Origin of the sequence: Microbacterium sp. F2 (assembly GCF_052274505.1) — a bacterium.
In the GTDB taxonomy this organism is placed as follows: domain Bacteria; phylum Actinomycetota; class Actinomycetes; order Actinomycetales; family Microbacteriaceae; genus Microbacterium.
This window is the reverse complement of sequence record NZ_JBNVBV010000002.1, coordinates 1-17506: the sequence shown is the minus strand read 5'-3', so window position 1 is coordinate 17506 and position 17506 is coordinate 1. Positions and strand designations below refer to the sequence as shown.

Here is a 17506-nt window from a genome sequence, read left to right as displayed (position 1 = left end):
GGTCGTTGTCGAGCCCCGGCGTCAGGACGGCGCCGGTTCGGTGCTCTTGCGTCGCGCCCACCGGGCCGGCGTGTTCGGACCGTCCCAGACCTGCACGATTCCCCACGCCACGGCAGTGATCGGCACCGCCAGGACCGCGCCGACGATTCCGCCGAGCACCGTGCCGATTGTCAGAGCGATCAGGATGACGAACGAATGCAGCTTCATCGAGCGGCCCATCAGCACCGGTTGCAGGAAGTTCCCTTCGAGCTGGTTGACGAGCACGACCAGACCCACGACGAACAGGGCGTTCACCCAGCCGTTGGCAACGAGCGCGACGAGCGCAGCGAGGATGCCGGCGAGAGTCGCCCCGACGATCGGGATGAAGGCGAGGAGGAAGACGAGGACGGCCAGGGGCAGGGCGAGCGGGACGCCGAGGATCCAGAGGCCGATGCCGATCCCGACAGCATCGACGAAAGCGACGGATGCCGTGCCACGGACGTAGGCGCCGAGCGTCGACACTGTCTTGTCACCGATGCGGTGCGCCCGCGCTTCGGCAGAACCGCGGAACGGGCGGAGCAGAAACTCCCACATCCGCGGGCCGTCCTTCAGGAAGAAGAAGAGCACGACGACCAGCAGGACGAAACCGGTGGCGAAGTTGGCGACGACACTGACGCCGGCGATGGCTCCGGTGCCGAACTGAGCACTCGTGATGAAGTCCTGGATGGAGGCGATCCACTGGTCGATCTGCTGCTGATCGATACCGAACGGCAAGGTCTGCACCCACTGCCACAGCTGCTGTGCGCCAGCCTGCGCTTGGCTGTAGAGCGAATCCCACTGGTCGCGCACCGCCCAGACGATGAGCCAGCCGACGCCCCCGAGAATCAACACGATGGCAAGCAGCGCGACGAGGGTGGCAAGGATCGAGGGAACTCCACGACGGCGCATCCAACCCATGACCGGCGCGAACGCCGACGCGAAGATCAGGGCGAGCAGCACCGGGATGACCACGAGCGTGAGTTGCCTGAGCCCCCAGATGACGCCTGCCGCCAGGGCGACGACGACGATGATCTGTAGGCCCCGCGTCGCGAGCACCCCGAACTTGTCGCCCCAGAGCTTGCGGGGTGGCACGATGCCGTCATCCGGTACCGCAGGAGCGCTGTTGCTGTCTGTGGACGAGCCGATGCCGAACAATCCCATGCGTCGACCGTAGCTGCCGTGGGCACCTGGGCGCACGGTCTTGACGACGCGGCCCGCATGCGGCAGTCCGGCGCTCACCCGGTTGGTCAGTCGTGTGTCAATCGCCGCCGAAGACGTCCGCGAGCGTGATCGGCACGCCTGCCGCGTCGCTGAGCGCCGTGCGCGCGGCGTGCCAGCCGCTCATCCCGTGAACGCCAGGCCCGGGCGGGGTCGACGACGAGGCGAGATACACCCCGGGCAGCGGTGTACGCCACGGATGCCGGGACACGACGGGTCTGCGGATCGCCTGCGCCATCGTGAATGCGCCGCCGGAGATGTCGCCACCGATCTCGGCGGGGTTCCTCCTCCCGCGGGACGCTGCTGTCGTCGAGTGCGTCGCGAGGACCAGGTCCCGCGCGCCCGGTGCGAAGCGCTCGATCTGCGCGAGAACGGCAGCCGTGGCATCCGCCCTCGACCCGATCGGGACGTGCGTGTACGCCCACAGGACCGCCTTGCCCGCGGGGGCACGGGTCGGGTCGATCACCGACGGCTGCACCGCGAGTACGTACGGGTTCGCGGGGATCCGGCCGCGTGCGACATCCTGCTCGGCGGCGATGATCTCCTCCCGCGTTCCGCCCAGGTGCACGGTCGGGGCTCGGCCCACGTTCGGATCGCGCCAGGGGATGGGCCCGTCAAGCGCGACGTCCACTTTCATGACGCCGGGGCCGTACCGGTAACGGCGCACCGCCCTCGCGTACCCGGTCGGGAGCGCAGAGTCTGTCAGCAGCAACCGCGGCGAGGCGTCGAGGATGAGCAGATCGCCCGCCGCCGGATCGCCCCAGTCCAGGCCGTCGAGCGACGTGACCCGTCGTCCCGTCTCGATCACGCCGCCGTGAGCGCGGATGTCGGCGGCGAGCGCCTCGGCGATGACCTGGGCGCCGCCGCGCGGGACGGGCCACCCACCGGCGTGGGCCTGCGCCGTCAGCAACAGGCCCGCCGCTGCCGACGCCAGGGACGGCATCCAGGTGTTCGCGTGAGCCATCGCTCCCGCCAGAAGCGCTGCAGCCCGCGGCGTTCGGAAACCCAGCGCGCCAAGGCTCGTGCCCTGCTCGAGCACCCGAAAGCCGAATCGCGCCGCCGTGACCGGATGCCGCGGCATCCGTATCAGCTGATCGCCCGTGAACGACACCAACGCGTCGATGTGGCCCGCGAGCGGTCGGACCGTCGCCAGCCAGGCGCGTCCGTCGGGGCCGAGGTCGTGTGCCGTGCGGTCGAGGTCGCGCCAGGCGATGGCCGCGGGCGCATCATCGAGCGGGTGCGCGTAGGAGGCATCCGGGATGAGCCACGACACGTCCCGATCCAGCCCGAGCGCCCGGAACACGGGAGAGGTCAGCGCAGCAGGGTGCACGGCCGAGCACACGTCGTGGCGGAAGCCGGGAAGGGTCAGTGCTTCGGTGCGCAGTCCACCTCCGATGGTGTCGGCTGCCTCGAGGACCCGCACCCGCAGTCCCGCCCGAGCGAGTGTCGCCGCGGCGGTCAGTCCGTTCGGTCCGCTGCCCACGACCGTCGCGTGTGCCGCCATGCCGTCAGTCTGCCACTCTCGGCATCCGGCGCGCCCCGGTCAGAGGTCGAGAGAGGAGTGCAGACGGCGGGTGACCTCGGCCAGCGGCATCCGCTTGGGGAAGACAGCCACCACGATGTCGTCGGGATCCGGATGCTCGGGGTCGGGATGAACGCCGAACTTGCGCATGAGGTCATCCAGAGCGGCTCGCAGTACCGACACCGGCACGGGTTCCCGGTCGCGCAGTAGTTGGCGCAGCACATGGTTGTGAACGGCAGCGACGGATGCCGCGAAGCCGACCGCATCGATCGGATCAAGTCCCGGGAGTGCGCCGCGCAGGTACTCGTCGAAGAGTCGCTCGTACCGGAATACCGTGACGATCTCGCGCTCTCGCAGCGCAGGAACTTTCCGCACCACGGAGTAGCGGCGCCGTGCGAGCTCGGGGTCGGCGGCGAAGTGTTCGAACACCGTAACCGCCGCATCGCACACCGCGACCCAGGGGTTCTCGTGAGGCTGCGACAGGTTCTCACGCAGCTGCGCGAGCAGGAGCTCGTGGTCGGCGAACACGACGTCGTCCTTGCCGCCGAACTGACGGAAGAACGTTGACCGGGAGCTGCCGGCAGCCTGGGCGATCTGCTCAACGGATGTCGCGTCGAAGCCGTTCCGATCGAACAGGTCGAGCGCGACGGCGACGACTGCGGTCCGCGACGACGACGTGGCGGCGGTGGTGTCGGACATGCCGTGAGCCTACCGCCGGGGGAACCTCAAGTTTGGCTCAGTGTTACCTCAAGGAAAGAGCATCTGAGCCCAGGATCATCCCAGGAAGCCGCAGCTTTCCGGTATCGCGCGATAGCGTCGCGGTGCGGGATCGCTCCGGGTGCTCGGCATCCGTCGCCCCGCCTTTGTTGTGTGAGGCCTCTGGCCACGGACACGGATGGAAACGCGGGATGAGCACACGCACAGCGTTGCCGTCGACGAGACGGCCGCAGTGGGGATCCGAGAAGCGGCGCACGCCGCTCTCGACAGTGCACGCTCGCCCGTCTGCTGCCAAGGTGGTGTGGGCGCGGATCGCCATCGGTGCGACGATTGCGGCCTGGGTCGGCTACATGATCTTCACGATTCTGCCGCAGCTGTTCGCGAACGACGGGGTCTTCCGGACGCTCGAAGTGATCGTCTACGCGGCGGTGGTGACGTTCCTCACGTTCTCGGCCCTGATGTACCTCGTCGCCCGCGCCGGGGCCTTCCGCCGATTCCGGGATCATGTCCGTGCTCCGCGCGGGGAGCTCGACCGCCACTTCGCGGAGGGGCACCAGGACGGGCTGACCGTCCTCATCCCGTCGTATGCGGAAGAGCCGGCAGTCGTGCGCAAGACGATGTGGTCGGCCGCGTTGCAGGAGTACCCGTCGCTGCGGGTCGTCCTGCTTCTGGATGACAGCCCCTTTCCCACCGACCCTGTGGTGCGGGAGCGTCTCGATGAGACCCGCCGCATCGCATCCGACATCGAGAACGCTCTGAGTGAGCCTGGCGAGCGGTTCACCGCGGCGCTGCTGGCGTATGAGAACGAGTGGCTACTGGGCGGCACTGTCGCCTCGGATGCCGTCGTGACTCTCCGCGACGAGTATGCCGCCGCGGTGGCCTGGCTGCGCACCGTCGGTGACGAGTGGCCGCACGAAGACCACGTCGACACCTTTTTCATCGAGCAGGTGATCGGAGGCCTTGCCGAAGACTTGGATGCGACAGCACAGGCTCTGCAGGCCGCGATGGATGCCGATGCCGCGCCCACGGGCGAGAGACTGCTCGAACTCCACCGCCGCCTCGTCCGGATCTTCACCGTCGAAGCGACGACCTTCGAACGCAAGCGCTACGCGTCGCTGTCGAATGAGCCGAACAAGGCGATGAACCTCAACGCGTACATCGGACTGCTCGGGGGGCGCTATCACGCTCACCCCACCGATGAGGGAACGGTGCTCGTGGAAGTCGGTCCCGCGGACGAGGCCGACATCGTCATCCCCGACACGCCCTACCTGCTCACCCTCGACGCCGACTCGCTGTTGCTTCGCGACTACTGCCTGCGGCTCGTGCACTTCCTGGAGCAGCCCGAGAACGAACGCGTCGCGGTGACCCAGACGCCGTACTCGTCGTTCCGGGGAGCTCCCACCCGCATCGAGCGACTTGCGGGCGCCACGACCGACATCCAGCACATCCTCCACCAGGGGATGACTGCGCACGACGCAACCTTCTGGGTGGGCGCAAACGCCGTCATCCGTCGGCGTGCGCTCGAAGACATCGTGCAGGTCGAGACGGTCAACGGCTACGAAGTGCGCCGGTACGTGCAGGACCGCACGGTCATCGAAGACACCGAGTCGAGCATCGACCTCGCCGATCAGGGGTGGTCGCTGGTGAACTACCCCGAGCGCCTCAGCTACAGCGCCACGCCGCCTGACTTCGGTTCGCTCGTCGTGCAGCGACGCCGGTGGGCCAATGGTGGCCTGCTGATCATGCCCAAGTTCTTGAAGTACGCGCAGCGGCGGCGCAAGTCGCACCGGCCGATCACGCTCACCGAATGGATGCTGCGCACCAACTACATGGCATCGCTGGCGTGGGCATCCTTCGGTCTGATCATGCTGCTGACCTACCCCTTCGACAGCCGGCTGCTGAGCCCGCTGGTCGTGTTCGCTGCTCTTCCCTATTTCATGTCGCAGGCCAGTGACCTTCGCTACTCGGGATACCGCACGATCGACATCTTCCGGATCTACGGGTTCAACCTCATCCTGTTGCCGGTGAACCTTGCCGGCGTCCTCAAGTCGATCGAGCAGGCGCTCACCGGAAAGAAGATTCCGTTCGCCCGCACGCCGAAGGTGCGCAACCGCACCGCCACGCAGCTGCTCTACGTCGTGGCTCCCTATGCCATCGTCATCTTCTCGGTGTTCACTGCCTGGTGGAACATCCTTCACGAGAATTGGGGCACAGCTGCCTTCGCCGCCTTCAACGCGACCCTCGCGGCCTGGGCGATCGTCGAGAACATCGGCATCCTGGAGTCCATCGCCGACACGTGGTTGGGGCTCACCGACTGGATGTGGGTCGACGCGACCCCGAAGAAGCGTTCGCGCGTAAAGGCGGGGGAGCGCGCGCAGCCGGACTGGCGGGCCGCGCTGTACCACGGTCACCCGGCTGCGGGAGAGACCTCGCCCGACTACCTCCCCCCACCGACCATCCCTGCACGCCCGGTGATGCTCGAGCTCGAGACACTCGAAGCCTCGATCCACGCTGAATCCGAGCAGCCGAGCCTCACTGAATCCGAGCAGCCGGGCCTCTCCGTGCTCGACGTCGATGACTCACCGGAACCCGATCCGGTGTCGGCGACCCGTCCCGAGGTCGCCGCAGCCGAGGCGGCTGCCGAGCCGGAACCCGATCCGGTGCCGGCAGCCGCCCCGGCGATGTCCGAGCCCGAGCCTGTTGTCGCTGAGTCGGAGCCGGAGCCTCACACCGAGCCAGCGGCCGAGCCCGCCGTCGTCGAACTCGATGCGGCGACCGAGCCTGTTCTCGTTGGTGCTCCGACCGAGTCGGTGTCTGAGCCCGGCGCCGAGCCCGAGGTGTTCCGCCCGACGTACGCCATCGCGCCGGCATATGGGATGGAACTCGTGCCCGATCTCTGGATGCCGGGGCCGGAGGGTCGTGTGGTGTCGGCCGAATGGGATGACTTCGGGGACGCCGTCGATCATCCTGTCGAGGTCGCGGCCAGCGCCTGGGCCCCCGGCGACAGCGGCGATCGCGCCATCCAGGTCTTCTCGTCGGCAGAGCCAGCTCGGGTCGATTCGGCGGCTCCGGCGTGGATCGCCGCGCCGGAGCCCGTGTTCCCCGATGTTCCCGTCCAGGCTCCCGCGGCGCAGTATGTCTACACGCAGTCTGCGCCTGAGCAGCGGTATGTCTACACGCAGCCTGCGCCGGCACAGCGGGATGTCTACACGCAGCCTGTGCCGGCACAGCGGGACCAGCCGTGGCCGGTCGAGCCCGCGCAGCAGGCTGCCCCGCAGTGGCACGCTTCGGCACCCGTGCCCACCTCCCCGTGGCAGACTCCGGTCTGGAACGACCAGGCGCCCTCGTACCCTGCCCAACAGCAGTACCCGGGCGAACCCCGGGCGCCCTTCACTGCGTCACCGCTACCGGCGTGGCAGGGTTATGTCGTCGCCCCCGAGTACGCGCCGACCTCTCCGAGCGACGGCCAGCAGTATGGGGCGGCTCCGTCGTGGCAGAGTCCGGCTCAGCCCGACGTCTATCCGCCGGAGCTCGTCCCGGCCACGGCAGCGGCTGGCGCTGACTGGGCTCCGGCGCCTGCGCCGGGCGAGTGGCAGGTGCCTTCGCAGACCGCCGCGCGGACCTCTCCTGACGCCGTACCGGTCGGGGTGCCCCCGGGGCGGATGCCGCTTCGCAACGAGGTTCCGCTGTCACCGAATGCTCCTGTGTCGCGCCCCGTGCGTGGCCGAGGTCGCGGGTGGTGACCGGCGAGACGGCGAGCAGCGCTCAGGAACGGCGGGCGACCGGCCCGCACGCCGGAAAGCGCTTGTCGCCGTGGCGGGTCATGCTCGGCATCCTCATCGCCGCGGCCGCCGGCGTTGCGATCTGGTTCGGGTTCCACACCGTGACCGATCGAGTCGTCATCGACCCGAATCAGCCCTGGTTCGCGGCGTACGTCGATACCACCCTCACCCCCGCCTACGCATTCGAGTCTCCGGCATCCGCCGCTGACGAGGATGTCGTGCTGGGGTTTGTCGTCGCTTCCGAGGAGACCACGTGTGAGCCGTCGTGGGGCGGCGCCTACACGCTGGACCAGGCTGCCCGCGACCTGGACCTCGACCGCCGCATCGCCCGTCTCAGGCAGCAGGGTGGCGACGTCGTGGTGAGCTTCGGCGGGCGAGACAACACCGAGCTTGCGACAGCATGCCCGGATGCCGAGTCGCTGGCGGGTGCTTACCAGGCCGTCATAGACCGCTACGACCTCACGATCATCGATCTCGACATCGAAGGCGACGCGTTGCAGGACACCGCGGTCGGGGCGCGCAGGGCTGAGGCGCTGCGCATTCTGCAGAGCGAGCGGGACGCCGACGATCCGCTCACGGTCTGGCTGACGTTGCCCGTCACGCCGTCGGGCCTCGATGCGACCGGCGAGGCTGCCGCTGTGCAGGTGATCGACGCCGGTGTGAAGCTGGGCGGGATCAACGCGATGACGATGGACTACGGCGTCGACCTCGAGGGTCGAACGATGGGCGACGTGGCGATCTCGGCGATTACCGGCGTTCGTGACCAGCTCGTTGACATCCTGCGCGACTCCGATGAACCGCTCAGCTCCGCGGCAGCGTGGGCGCGCATCGGCGCGACACCCATGATCGGTCAGAACGACGTTGTGGACGAGGTGTTCACGATGGATGATGCTGCGCAGCTCAATCAGTTCGCGCTGGATGTCGGTCTCGGTCGCGTTTCGATGTGGTCGGCCAACCGCGACCGCTCCTGCGGCGACAACTACGCCGACGTACGCATCGTGTCCAACTACTGCAGCGGTGTCGACCAAGGGCAGGACAGTTTCGCGGTCACGCTCGGAGACGGCCTGACCGACACCGGAACTGCCGGCAGTCACACACCGGTGCCACTGCCGAGCGCCTCGGCCACCGACGACCCGGCCACGAGCCCGTATCCGATCTGGAACGCTGACACGCGCTACCTCGCGGGGTCGAAGATCGTGTGGCACGGCATGGTTTACGAGGCCAAGTGGTGGACACGCGGTGACGTTCCCGACGATCCGATGGTCAGCGGCGCCGAGAGTCCGTGGGACCTGGTCGGTCCCGTTCTTCCGGGCGAGACACCCTACGTCGTGCCGACGCTTCCGCCTGGAACCTACCCCGACTGGTCGGGCGATACCGTCTACCGCGAGGGGGATCGCGTCCTCTACGACGGCGTTCCGTTCGAAGCGAAGTGGTGGACGCAGGGTGACAGCCCGGCCGCGGCATCCGATGACCCCGACGGTTCGCCCTGGATCCCGCTGACTGCCGCGCAGATCGAGCAGATCGCCGGCAGCGGGTAAGTCGCCTGCCCGTTCGCAACCGTTCAGTGCCGGGTAGTAGGCTGACTACTTGGTCGAACTATCTCGACATCGAGACATTCCCTCACCCACCCGACGCCGCAGCGGAGGACACCAGCGTGGATCTGTACGAGTACCAGGCACGAGACCTATTCGAGAAATACGGGGTGCCGGTGCTCCCCGGCATCATCGCCGACACTCCTGAGGAGGCGAAGGCGGCTGCCGAGAAGATCGGCGGTGTCGTCGTCGTCAAGGCTCAGGTCAAGACCGGAGGCCGCGGCAAGGCCGGCGGCGTGAAGGTCGCGAAGAATGCCGACGAGGCGTACGAGGCGGCCAAGGCCATTCTGGGCCTGGACATCAAGGGGCACGTCGTGCAGCGCGTGATGGTCGCCGCCGGCGCATCCATCGAGCAGGAGTTCTACTTCTCCGTGCTGCTGGACCGCTCCAACCGTTCGTACCTGTCGCTGTGCTCCGTTGAAGGCGGCATGGAAATCGAGCAGCTCGCCGTCGAGAAGCCCGAGGCCCTGGCCCGCGTCGAGGTAAACCCGCTGACCGGTATCGACAAGGACAAGGCTGTCGAGATCGCTACCGCTGCGAAGTTCCCGGCTGAGCTTGTCGACAAGGTCGCGGACGTCTTCGTCAAGCTCTACGACGTCTATCAGGGTGAAGGTGCGACCCTCGTCGAGGTAAACCCGCTGATCCTGGACGGAAACGGCAACATCATTGCCCTGGACGGCAAGGTCACGCTCGACGACAACGCGAGCGAGGTGCGCCACCCCGAGCACGAAGAGCTCGAAGACAAGGGTGCTGCTGACCCGCTCGAGGCCAAGGCGAAGGAATCGGGCCTGAACTACGTCAAGCTCGACGGCGAAGTCGGCATCATCGGCAACGGTGCGGGCCTGGTCATGTCGACCCTCGATGTGGTCGCCTACGCCGGCGAGAACCACGGCGGCGTCAAGCCCGCCAACTTCCTCGACATCGGCGGCGGCGCCTCGGCGACCGTCATGGCCGCGGGCCTGGATGTCATCCTCGGCGACCCGCAGGTCAAGAGTGTGTTCGTCAACGTCTTCGGCGGCATCACCTCGTGCGTTGCGGTTGCCGACGGCATCGTCAAGGCTCTCGAGATCCTCGGCGACACCGCCACCAAGCCGCTCGTCGTTCGCCTCGACGGCAACCAGGTGGAAGAGGGTCGCGCAATCCTCGCCGCCGCGAACCACCCGCTGGTCACCCTCGCCGCCGGTATGGACGAGGGCGCTGACAAGGCAGCCGAGCTGGCCGCCGCCTGATCGCGAAACCGGATAAGGACTTCTGACATGTCGATCTACCTCAACAAGGACTCCAAGGTCATCGTCCAGGGCATCACCGGCGGTGAGGGCACGAAGCACACCGCTCTTATGCTCAAGGCCGGCACCCAGGTCGTCGGCGGCGTGAACGCCCGCAAGGCCGGGACCACCGTCTCGCACACCGACAAGGACGGTAACGCCGTCGAGCTGCCCGTTTTCGCATCCGTCGCCGAAGCGATGGAGAAGACCGGCGCTGACGTCTCGATCGCCTTCGTGCCGCCCGCCTTCACGAAGGATGCCATGATCGAGGCCATCGACGCCGAGATCCCGCTGCTCGTGGTCATCACCGAAGGCGTCCCCGTCGGTGACACTGCCGAGGCCTGGGCCTACACCCAGTCCAAGGGAAACAAGACGCGCATCATCGGCCCGAACTGCCCCGGTATCATCACCCCCGGTGAGTCGCTCGTGGGTATCACCCCGGCCAACATCACGGGCAAGGGTCCGATCGGCCTCGTCTCGAAGTCGGGCACGCTCACCTACCAGATGATGTTCGAGTTGCGTGACCTGGGCTTCTCGACCGCCATCGGTATCGGTGGCGACCCGATCATCGGCACCACCCACATCGACGCGCTCGCCGCGTTCGAGGCAGACCCCGAGACCAAGGCGATCGTCATGATCGGTGAGATCGGCGGGGATGCCGAAGAGCGCGCCGCCGACTTCATCAAGGCGAACGTGACCAAGCCGGTCGTCGGCTATGTCGCGGGCTTCACCGCTCCCGAAGGCAAGACCATGGGTCACGCCGGCGCGATCGTGTCGGGCTCTGCGGGTACCGCCCAGGCCAAGAAGGAGGCCCTCGAGGCTGCGGGCGTGAAGGTCGGCAAGACGCCGTCCGAGACCGCCGCCCTGATGCGCGAGATCATCGAGCAGCTCTGACGCTCGCTCACCGAGACACCCTCTGTCGCGCGAGACGCCGCGCGACAGAGGGTGTCTCGCTGTGTACGCGGTGTCTCGCTCCGGGCAGCCCGTGGTCGCAGGTGGGCGGTAGCCTGAGGGCATGCCACTGACCGGAGAGTACAAGCCGTCCACATCGGAGTGGGCCCGCACCCAGGCCGAAACCTACGAAGCCACGGGGGGTGCCGAGGGATCGGTGCTGCGAGGCAAGCCCGTCATCGTCCTGACGACGCTCGGCGCCAAGACCGGAGGGCTGCGCAAGACCGCCCTCATGCGCGTCGAACACGACGGAAGCTATGCCGTGATCGCCTCGAAGGGCGGCGCGCCCGACGAACCCAAGTGGGCGGGGAACATGCGAAAGCATGCCGCCGTCGAGTTGCAGGATGGCGCGACCAAGCGCGACTACCTCGCCAGGGAAGTTCAGGGCGAGGAGCGCGATCAGTGGTGGGCGCGTGCTGTCGAGGTGTGGCCCGACTATGCCGAGTACCAGAAGAAGACCGACCGGCTCATCGCTCTTTTCGTGCTCGACCCCGCCTGAGACTCGCGCTCCGAGCCGCACAGGCTGAGAATCCGCCGCGATCGGCGAGTTTTTCCGGCCCGTCGTCAGGTTTCGGACGCCAGGGCGCGGCACAATACGTTCAGCGCCGTCCGTGCGCCCCGGAGCCAGCATGAACGAGACTGCGCAAGCCACATTGACGCGCCGAGACATCGCATCGTCGCGCCGCCGCCCTACCCCCTGGTGGGTCTGGACGCTGGCGGCGATCGGAGGGGTCGGCCTGCTGGCCTTCGTCACGGTGATCGGAGTCATCACGGTGCCGCCGGCCATCGCGAACCTGCAGACCCGTGTGGCAACCGCGGCAGAGCCCCTCGTGCTCGGTCCGGAATCGGCTCCCGTGACCGTCATCGTGCCCGAGGGCTGGCTGATCACCCGACCGGATGACTCGCACGCGCGCATCGTGACACCCGACCGCGGTCTGATCGTGGATGCCTCACTCAGCGCCGCCGACGCCACCCAGGCCGCGATGGACGCCGGCGCGGCGGCTCCCATGGTCGAGACCTTGGCATCGGGGCTGACCGTCGCGCACGGGTCCCCGTCCGGGTCGAGCGAGGAGGGCGCCGCTGCCGTGCCTGACCTGGTCGCTGCGGTGGGGCCGGTCGCGGGAGGTTCCGTCGTCTTCGTCGCCTCGAGCGATGACCTCGAGCGCTACCGCGCGGCGATGGCGTCGCTGGTCGAGGGGGTGCAGCCGTGAGCGCTTCGGTCCCGCGTTCTGCCCGTGCACTGGCCGTCGCGGCCGTTGTCGTAGCGGCATCCGTCGTCGCCTCCGGCTGCGCCCCTGCCGTCGACGAGAACTGGAGCCCGCCGACCTGGCCGGCAACGAGGCTGACCGTCGTCGAGGGCGAGGCGGCGCCGTTGAGCGCGGAACCCGGGCAACCGCTCGCCTCCAACGTTTCACCCGAGCGCATCCGCCAGGATGGTGTCGGCATCCAGGCCCGCTACCTGCTTCTGCCGCAGGTCCCCGCCTTCAATGACGCGGTGAGGGGCTATATCCGGGCCGCGATCGCTGCTCGGCAAGACGCCACCGGCGCGACCTATCGGCCTCAGGCCGGAGACGTCGGTGCAGGCCTGAACGACCGGACCTGCACTCCCGGCTCCACCACGACCCCGGCTGCCCAGTTGCTGGTCGATCCAGCTGTAGCCGGACCCGTCGTGGGCGGTGGTGCGGCTACTGTCGTGTGTGATGTCGTGTGGGCGGCGGGGACCCTGTTCGGCGAGCGGCTGCGCACGGTGATGTCGAACGCGGATGCCGTCACAGCCGACACCGCCGAGACTCTCTTCGGTGACGCGGCAGTGGGCGATGTGGCGTCCGGAGCCCAGCTGTGGACGCCGGAGGCCCTCGGAACCCTCGCTGCGGAGGTTGTTGACGGATTGCGCCGTGCCGCTGGATCCCTCTCGCTGGCCCCCGTGGTCGACCCGTCGGCGGCGGAGCGCCTCGCTGGGGCCTTGGCGACCACGATCCCCGCGGCTGCGGGCGGCATGCAGTTCACGATCCCCGCCGGCTTCACCACCGATGGGCTCGCGGCGCTCGGCATCCCGCCGACCGATGCGGCGCGTACCATTCTCGTTCCTGCGGCGGTCGCCGAGCCCCTGCTCACCGACTTCGGACGACGGCTGCTCGCGTCGGTGGGTCAGCCGTATTCGGGTCCGAGCGTGACGACCCCCGGGGACGTGCCCGTCGACTGTTCGCTGACGCCCTGCGTTGCGCTCACCTACGACGATGGTCCGAGCGATCTCACGGCGAGCATGCTGGATGCCCTCGCGGCCCACCGCGCCAGTGCAACGTTCTTCGCGATGGGTGAGAAGGCGAAGACGTACGCTGCCACGCTGCAGCGGATGGTCGCTGAGGGGCACCTCATCGGAAACCACAGCTGGAATCATCCGTCGCTCACGAAGCTGACCGATGCGCAGATCGCTTCGCAGTTGCGCGACACGACAGCCGCGCTGGAAGCAGCATCCGGCCAGAAGATCACGATGTTCCGACCCCCTTATGGCGACTACAACGCGCGGGTGCTCGCGGTGGCGCAGATGCCCGCGATCCTCTGGGATGTCGACACCGAAGACTGGGAAGGCCCGGCCGACGACGTCCTGATCGAGCGGGTCGTGACGCGGTCGAAGCCTGGCTCTATCGTCTTGCAGCACGACATCCACGGGAACACGGCGCGCACCGTTGGAGCCATTTGCGACGGGCTCCTCGATCGGGGTTTCACGATGGCGACCATCACCGAACTGTTCCACGGCTCGGTCCCGAACTCGGGAGCGTGGCGCAGCGCCCGGTGAGTCGACCGGTCAGCGGCCCGGCGATGGGTAAGGTCGAACCCGCATGAACCGGGTCATCGTCTTCCTTCTCGCGGCCTTCGACGCGCTCGTCACCGTCGCCGCGGGCCTCGTCGTCGTGCTCGCACCGGCGACGCTGCTGTGGGTCGTCGAGTTCGGTGGCCTTGCCCCGTGGGACGCGCTCTGGCCCACCACCGCGAGCGTCTGGCAACTGGGGCATGTCGTCCCGCTGGAGATCACGCTTCCCGCCGACTACCTGGCAACTGCCGGCATCGATCCAGGCGCAGCATCCTTCGTGCTCTCGCTCGCCCCGCTGGCCTTCGCGGGATTCACTGCCATCTCGGCGGCACGCTCGGGTCGCCGTGCGTCGCGCTCGGGAGCGGCGTTCACGGGCGCGCTCGCGGGGACCGCGGTCTTCGCCGCTGCAGCCGCTGGGATCGCGCTGACCGCGGGTAACCCCGTCGCGAACACCTCGCTCACGGAGGCGATCCTCTTTCCCGCCCTCATCTTCGGCATCCCCGCGATGCTCGGCGCGCTCGTCGGCGAATGGCAGGATGCCGACCGCGGCGTCATCGCGGCGCTGCGCGAACGGACCGAAGACCTGCCCGAGGACTGGGCGCTCACCCCGACGGTCATCGCTCGTGCGGGGACGATCGCGGTGGTCGGACTCGTCGGTGTCGCAGCGCTCGTCACCGCTGTCGCGATCTTCGCGCGCGGCTCTCAGATCGTCGGCCTCTACGAGGCGTCCCACGTTGACGTGCTGGGCGCGGTGCTCCTGACGCTGGGTCAGCTTCTCTACCTTCCCACCCTGATCGCATGGGCCCTGGCGTTCGTCGCCGGCCCCGGTGTGTCCCTCGGGGCGGGGTCGACTGTTGCGGCATCCGGAACCACGACCGGCGTCCTGCCCGGCCTGCCGCTGATGGGCGCCATCCCCGAGTCGACCTCGCCGTGGCTGCTGCTGCTCGCACTCCTGCCCGTCGCGGTCGGCGCCTTCGCCGGGTGGTTTGCCCGGTCGTTCTTCGCCGCGGATGCCGAGCGCGTTGCCGCCCGTATCGTCGTGACGCTCGGGATCGCGGTTGTCGCGGCCGGTTCAGCGGCGCTGCTGGTCGCGCTCGCCTCCGGATCGCTCGGACCGGGTACGCTCGCGCAGCTGGGACCGGAGCCGGGCCCCGTTGCGCTGGCCATCGGCATCGAGGTCGGCGTCGGCGCCGGCATCCTGCTGCTCTCACCGCGACGCCGAGCCCGTGAGGATGGCGCCATCGAGGCAGTGCCCACGGCGCTGCTGGAGCCCTCGGTAGACTGAGTCGGTGCTCACCGTCGCCGTTCTCATCTCCGGCGCCGGATCCAACCTTCGGGCGCTGCTCGAGGCGGCGAACGAGCCCGACTATCCGGCGCGGATCGTTGTCGTCGGTGCCGACCGCGAAGCCGAGGGCCTCGCGCACGCCGAAGCCTTCGGCATCCCGTGGTTCTTCGTGCCCTACGCCGAGTACGCGAGCCGGGATGCTTGGGGTGAGGCGCTTCGCGACCAGCTCGCCGTTTGGCGGCCCGACCTGATCGTTCTCAGCGGCCTGATGCGCCTGCTTCCGGCATCCGTGCTCGAACCCTGGGCGCCGCGGATCATCAACACCCACCCGGCGTACCTTCCCGAGTTCCCCGGTGCCCACGGCGTCCGAGACGCGCTCGCTGCCGGTGTCGGTCAGACCGGTGCGAGTGTCATCGTCGTCGACGCCGGAGTCGATACCGGACCCATCCTCGCGCAGGAGCGCATCGCGGTGCTTCCCGGCGACGACGAGGCGAGCCTTCATGAGAGGATCAAGCCGGTCGAACGCCGACTCCTGATCGACGTCGTGAGGCGCATCGCAACGGGCGAGATCGACCTCTCATCCCCCTGACTTTTCCTCTGACCAGGTCCGCGACGACGCAGCCCGCGCGGCCGATGACCACCCGACAGCAAGGAGACCCGATGGCAGGCCCCAGTCACGACCCGTCCCTGTACCGCGACCGCGACGTCGTGCCCGTCCGGCGGGCGCTGGTGTCGGTCAGTGACAAGACCGATCTCCTCAGACTCGCCGAGGCGCTTGCGGAGGCCGGTGTCGAGATCGTCTCCACGGGGTCGACGGCCGCGACGATCCGGGATGCCGGTTTTGCCGTGACCGATGTTGCCGCCGTGACGGGGTTCCCTGAGTCGCTCGACGGGCGGGTCAAGACGCTGCATCCTGCCGTGCACGCGGGCCTCCTTGCCGACCTTCGCCTCGCCCACCACGAGAACCAGCTCAGCGATCTCGGCATCCAGCCCTTCGAGCTGGTCGTGGTGAACCTGTACCCCTTCGTCGAGACGGTGGCCTCCGGTGCACAGGGCGACGATGTCGTCGAGCAGATCGACATCGGTGGCCCCGCTATGGTTCGGGCGTCTGCGAAGAACTACGCGAACGTCGCGATCGTGGTCTCGCCGGAGTCCTACGGGTCGGTGATCGACGCCATTCGTGGGGGAGGCACCTCTCTCGTGCAGCGTCGCGAACTGGCCGCGCGAGCCTTCGCGCACACCGCTGAGTACGACCGGGCCGTCGCAACCTGGTTCGCTGACGAGACACTCGGGGAGGATGTCGAGCTTCCCGCGCACCTCACGATTCGCGCCGAACGGCTCTCGACCCTGCGGTACGGCGAGAACATGCACCAGCGGGCCGCGATCTACACCCGTACGGGCGGCCACGGTATCGCCCAGGCGACGCAGTTGCAGGGCAAGGAGATGTCGTACAACAACTACGTCGATGCTGATGCTGCCCTGCGTGCCGCGTTCGACCTGGTCAAGCCCGCCGTGGCGATCATCAAGCACGCGAACCCTTGCGGCATCGCGGTCTCGGCGCCAAACGCGCTGGACCCGATCGCCAGCGCACACCTGCGCGCCCACGCCTGCGACCCGGTCTCGGCCTTCGGCGGCGTGATCGCCGCCAACCGCAAGGTGACCTTGAAGATGGCCGAGAATCTGCGCGACATCTTCACCGAAGTGATCGTGGCCCCGGACTTCGAGCCCGAAGCCCTCGAGGTGTTCCGACTCAAGAACAACCTGCGCGTGCTGAAGCTGCCCGACGACTGGAAGCAGGAGCCGATGGATGTGCGGCTCATCTCGGGTGGCCTGCTCTTGCAGGATGCCGACCGCTTCCCCGACGACATCGAGTCCGTCGCCACCGATTGGGAGCTCGTCTCCGGTGAGCGTCCGGATGCCGACGCGATGACCAACCTCATTTTCGCGTGGAAGACCTGCCGCGCCGTGAAATCCAACGCGATCGTTCTCGCGAAGGACTCGGCAACCGTCGGCATCGGCATGGGCCAGGTCAACCGGGTCGACTCGTGTCGCCTTGCGGTCGAGCGCGCAGGTGATCGTGTGCGGGGCGCTGTCGCCGCATCCGATGCCTTCTTCCCGTTCGCGGACGGACCGCAGGTGCTCATCGACGCCGGCGTGTCGGCGATTGTGCAGCCGGGAGGGTCTGTCCGCGATGAGGAGGTCGTGAAGGCCGCGCGCGACGCTGGCGTCACGATGTTCTTCACGCGCGAGCGCCACTTCTTCCACTAAGCCTCGATCCACCGATGGACGGGGCGTTGAGCGAGCGTCGTGACGTAGAAATGCCCCTCTGATCAGGAAGAATAGA

At 68.1% G+C, this 17506-nt stretch carries 13 protein-coding genes; 10 read left to right on the top strand and 3 right to left on the bottom strand.

The window, feature by feature from the left end:
• Positions 1–21 precede the first annotated feature (21 nt).
• From ACQVDU_RS05125 to ACQVDU_RS05115, 3 genes are all read right to left on the bottom strand, one after another.
• The gene (locus ACQVDU_RS05125; protein ID WP_443476409.1) at positions 22–1179 is read right to left on the bottom strand and encodes an AI-2E family transporter; all 1158 of its coding nucleotides are present in this window, start codon (positions 1177–1179) and stop codon (positions 22–24) included.
• A gap of 97 nt (positions 1180–1276) precedes the next feature.
• Entirely contained in the window at positions 1277–2740 is a 1464-nt protein-coding gene (locus tag ACQVDU_RS05120; protein ID WP_443476408.1) for a phytoene desaturase family protein, read from the bottom strand.
• Between the two features lie 39 nt (positions 2741–2779).
• A complete protein-coding gene (locus ACQVDU_RS05115; protein ID WP_443476407.1) occupies positions 2780–3457 on the bottom strand; it encodes a TetR family transcriptional regulator in 678 nt (225 codons plus the stop codon).
• A gap of 209 nt (positions 3458–3666) precedes the next feature.
• On the opposite strand from ACQVDU_RS05115, the gene ACQVDU_RS05110 reads away from it, so the two are divergent.
• The 10 genes from ACQVDU_RS05110 to purH all read left to right on the top strand — a co-directional run bounded on the left by ACQVDU_RS05110 (position 3667) and on the right by purH (position 17430).
• On the top strand, positions 3667–7218 hold the full coding sequence (locus ACQVDU_RS05110) for a glycosyltransferase family 2 protein (protein WP_443476406.1): 3552 nt from the start codon (positions 3667–3669) through the stop codon (positions 7216–7218).
• A complete protein-coding gene (locus tag ACQVDU_RS05105; RefSeq protein WP_443476405.1) occupies positions 7215–8795 on the top strand; it encodes a chitinase in 1581 nt (526 codons plus the stop codon). Before ACQVDU_RS05110 ends, ACQVDU_RS05105 begins: the two co-directional genes overlap by 4 nt.
• Before the next feature lie 116 nt (positions 8796–8911).
• Positions 8912–10078, top strand: a complete 1167-nt coding sequence (sucC, locus tag ACQVDU_RS05100; RefSeq protein WP_292711421.1) for an ADP-forming succinate--CoA ligase subunit beta — start codon at positions 8912–8914, stop codon at positions 10076–10078.
• A gap of 27 nt (positions 10079–10105) precedes the next feature.
• Positions 10106–11008 carry a succinate--CoA ligase subunit alpha gene (sucD, locus tag ACQVDU_RS05095; RefSeq protein ID WP_300592799.1) on the top strand — a complete coding sequence of 301 codons (903 nt, stop codon included), beginning with the start codon at positions 10106–10108 and terminating at the stop codon, positions 11006–11008.
• Positions 11009–11129: 121 nt separating this feature from the next.
• A complete protein-coding gene (locus tag ACQVDU_RS05090; protein WP_443476404.1) occupies positions 11130–11564 on the top strand; it encodes a nitroreductase family deazaflavin-dependent oxidoreductase in 435 nt (144 codons plus the stop codon).
• A 130-nt stretch (positions 11565–11694) separates the two neighbouring features.
• Complete coding sequence (locus tag ACQVDU_RS05085; RefSeq protein WP_443476403.1) at positions 11695–12276, top strand: hypothetical protein; 582 nt, start codon at positions 11695–11697, stop codon at positions 12274–12276.
• The gene (locus ACQVDU_RS05080; RefSeq protein ID WP_443476402.1) at positions 12273–13862 is read left to right on the top strand and encodes a polysaccharide deacetylase family protein; all 1590 of its coding nucleotides are present in this window, start codon (positions 12273–12275) and stop codon (positions 13860–13862) included. The genes ACQVDU_RS05085 and ACQVDU_RS05080 overlap by 4 nt, the downstream gene beginning before the upstream one ends.
• 43 nt (positions 13863–13905) lie before the next feature.
• Positions 13906–15162 (top strand): cell division protein PerM, encoded by a 1257-nt coding sequence (locus ACQVDU_RS05075; protein ID WP_443476401.1) that lies wholly within the window; start codon positions 13906–13908, stop codon positions 15160–15162.
• 4 nt (positions 15163–15166) lie between these two features.
• Positions 15167–15751: a phosphoribosylglycinamide formyltransferase gene (gene purN / locus ACQVDU_RS05070; protein ID WP_443476400.1), complete on the top strand. Its 585-nt coding sequence runs from the start codon at positions 15167–15169 to the stop codon at positions 15749–15751.
• 71 nt (positions 15752–15822) lie between these two features.
• Positions 15823–17430, top strand: a complete 1608-nt coding sequence (gene purH, locus ACQVDU_RS05065; protein ID WP_443476399.1) for a bifunctional phosphoribosylaminoimidazolecarboxamide formyltransferase/IMP cyclohydrolase — start codon at positions 15823–15825, stop codon at positions 17428–17430.
• The last annotated feature ends 76 nt before the right edge of the window (positions 17431–17506 follow it).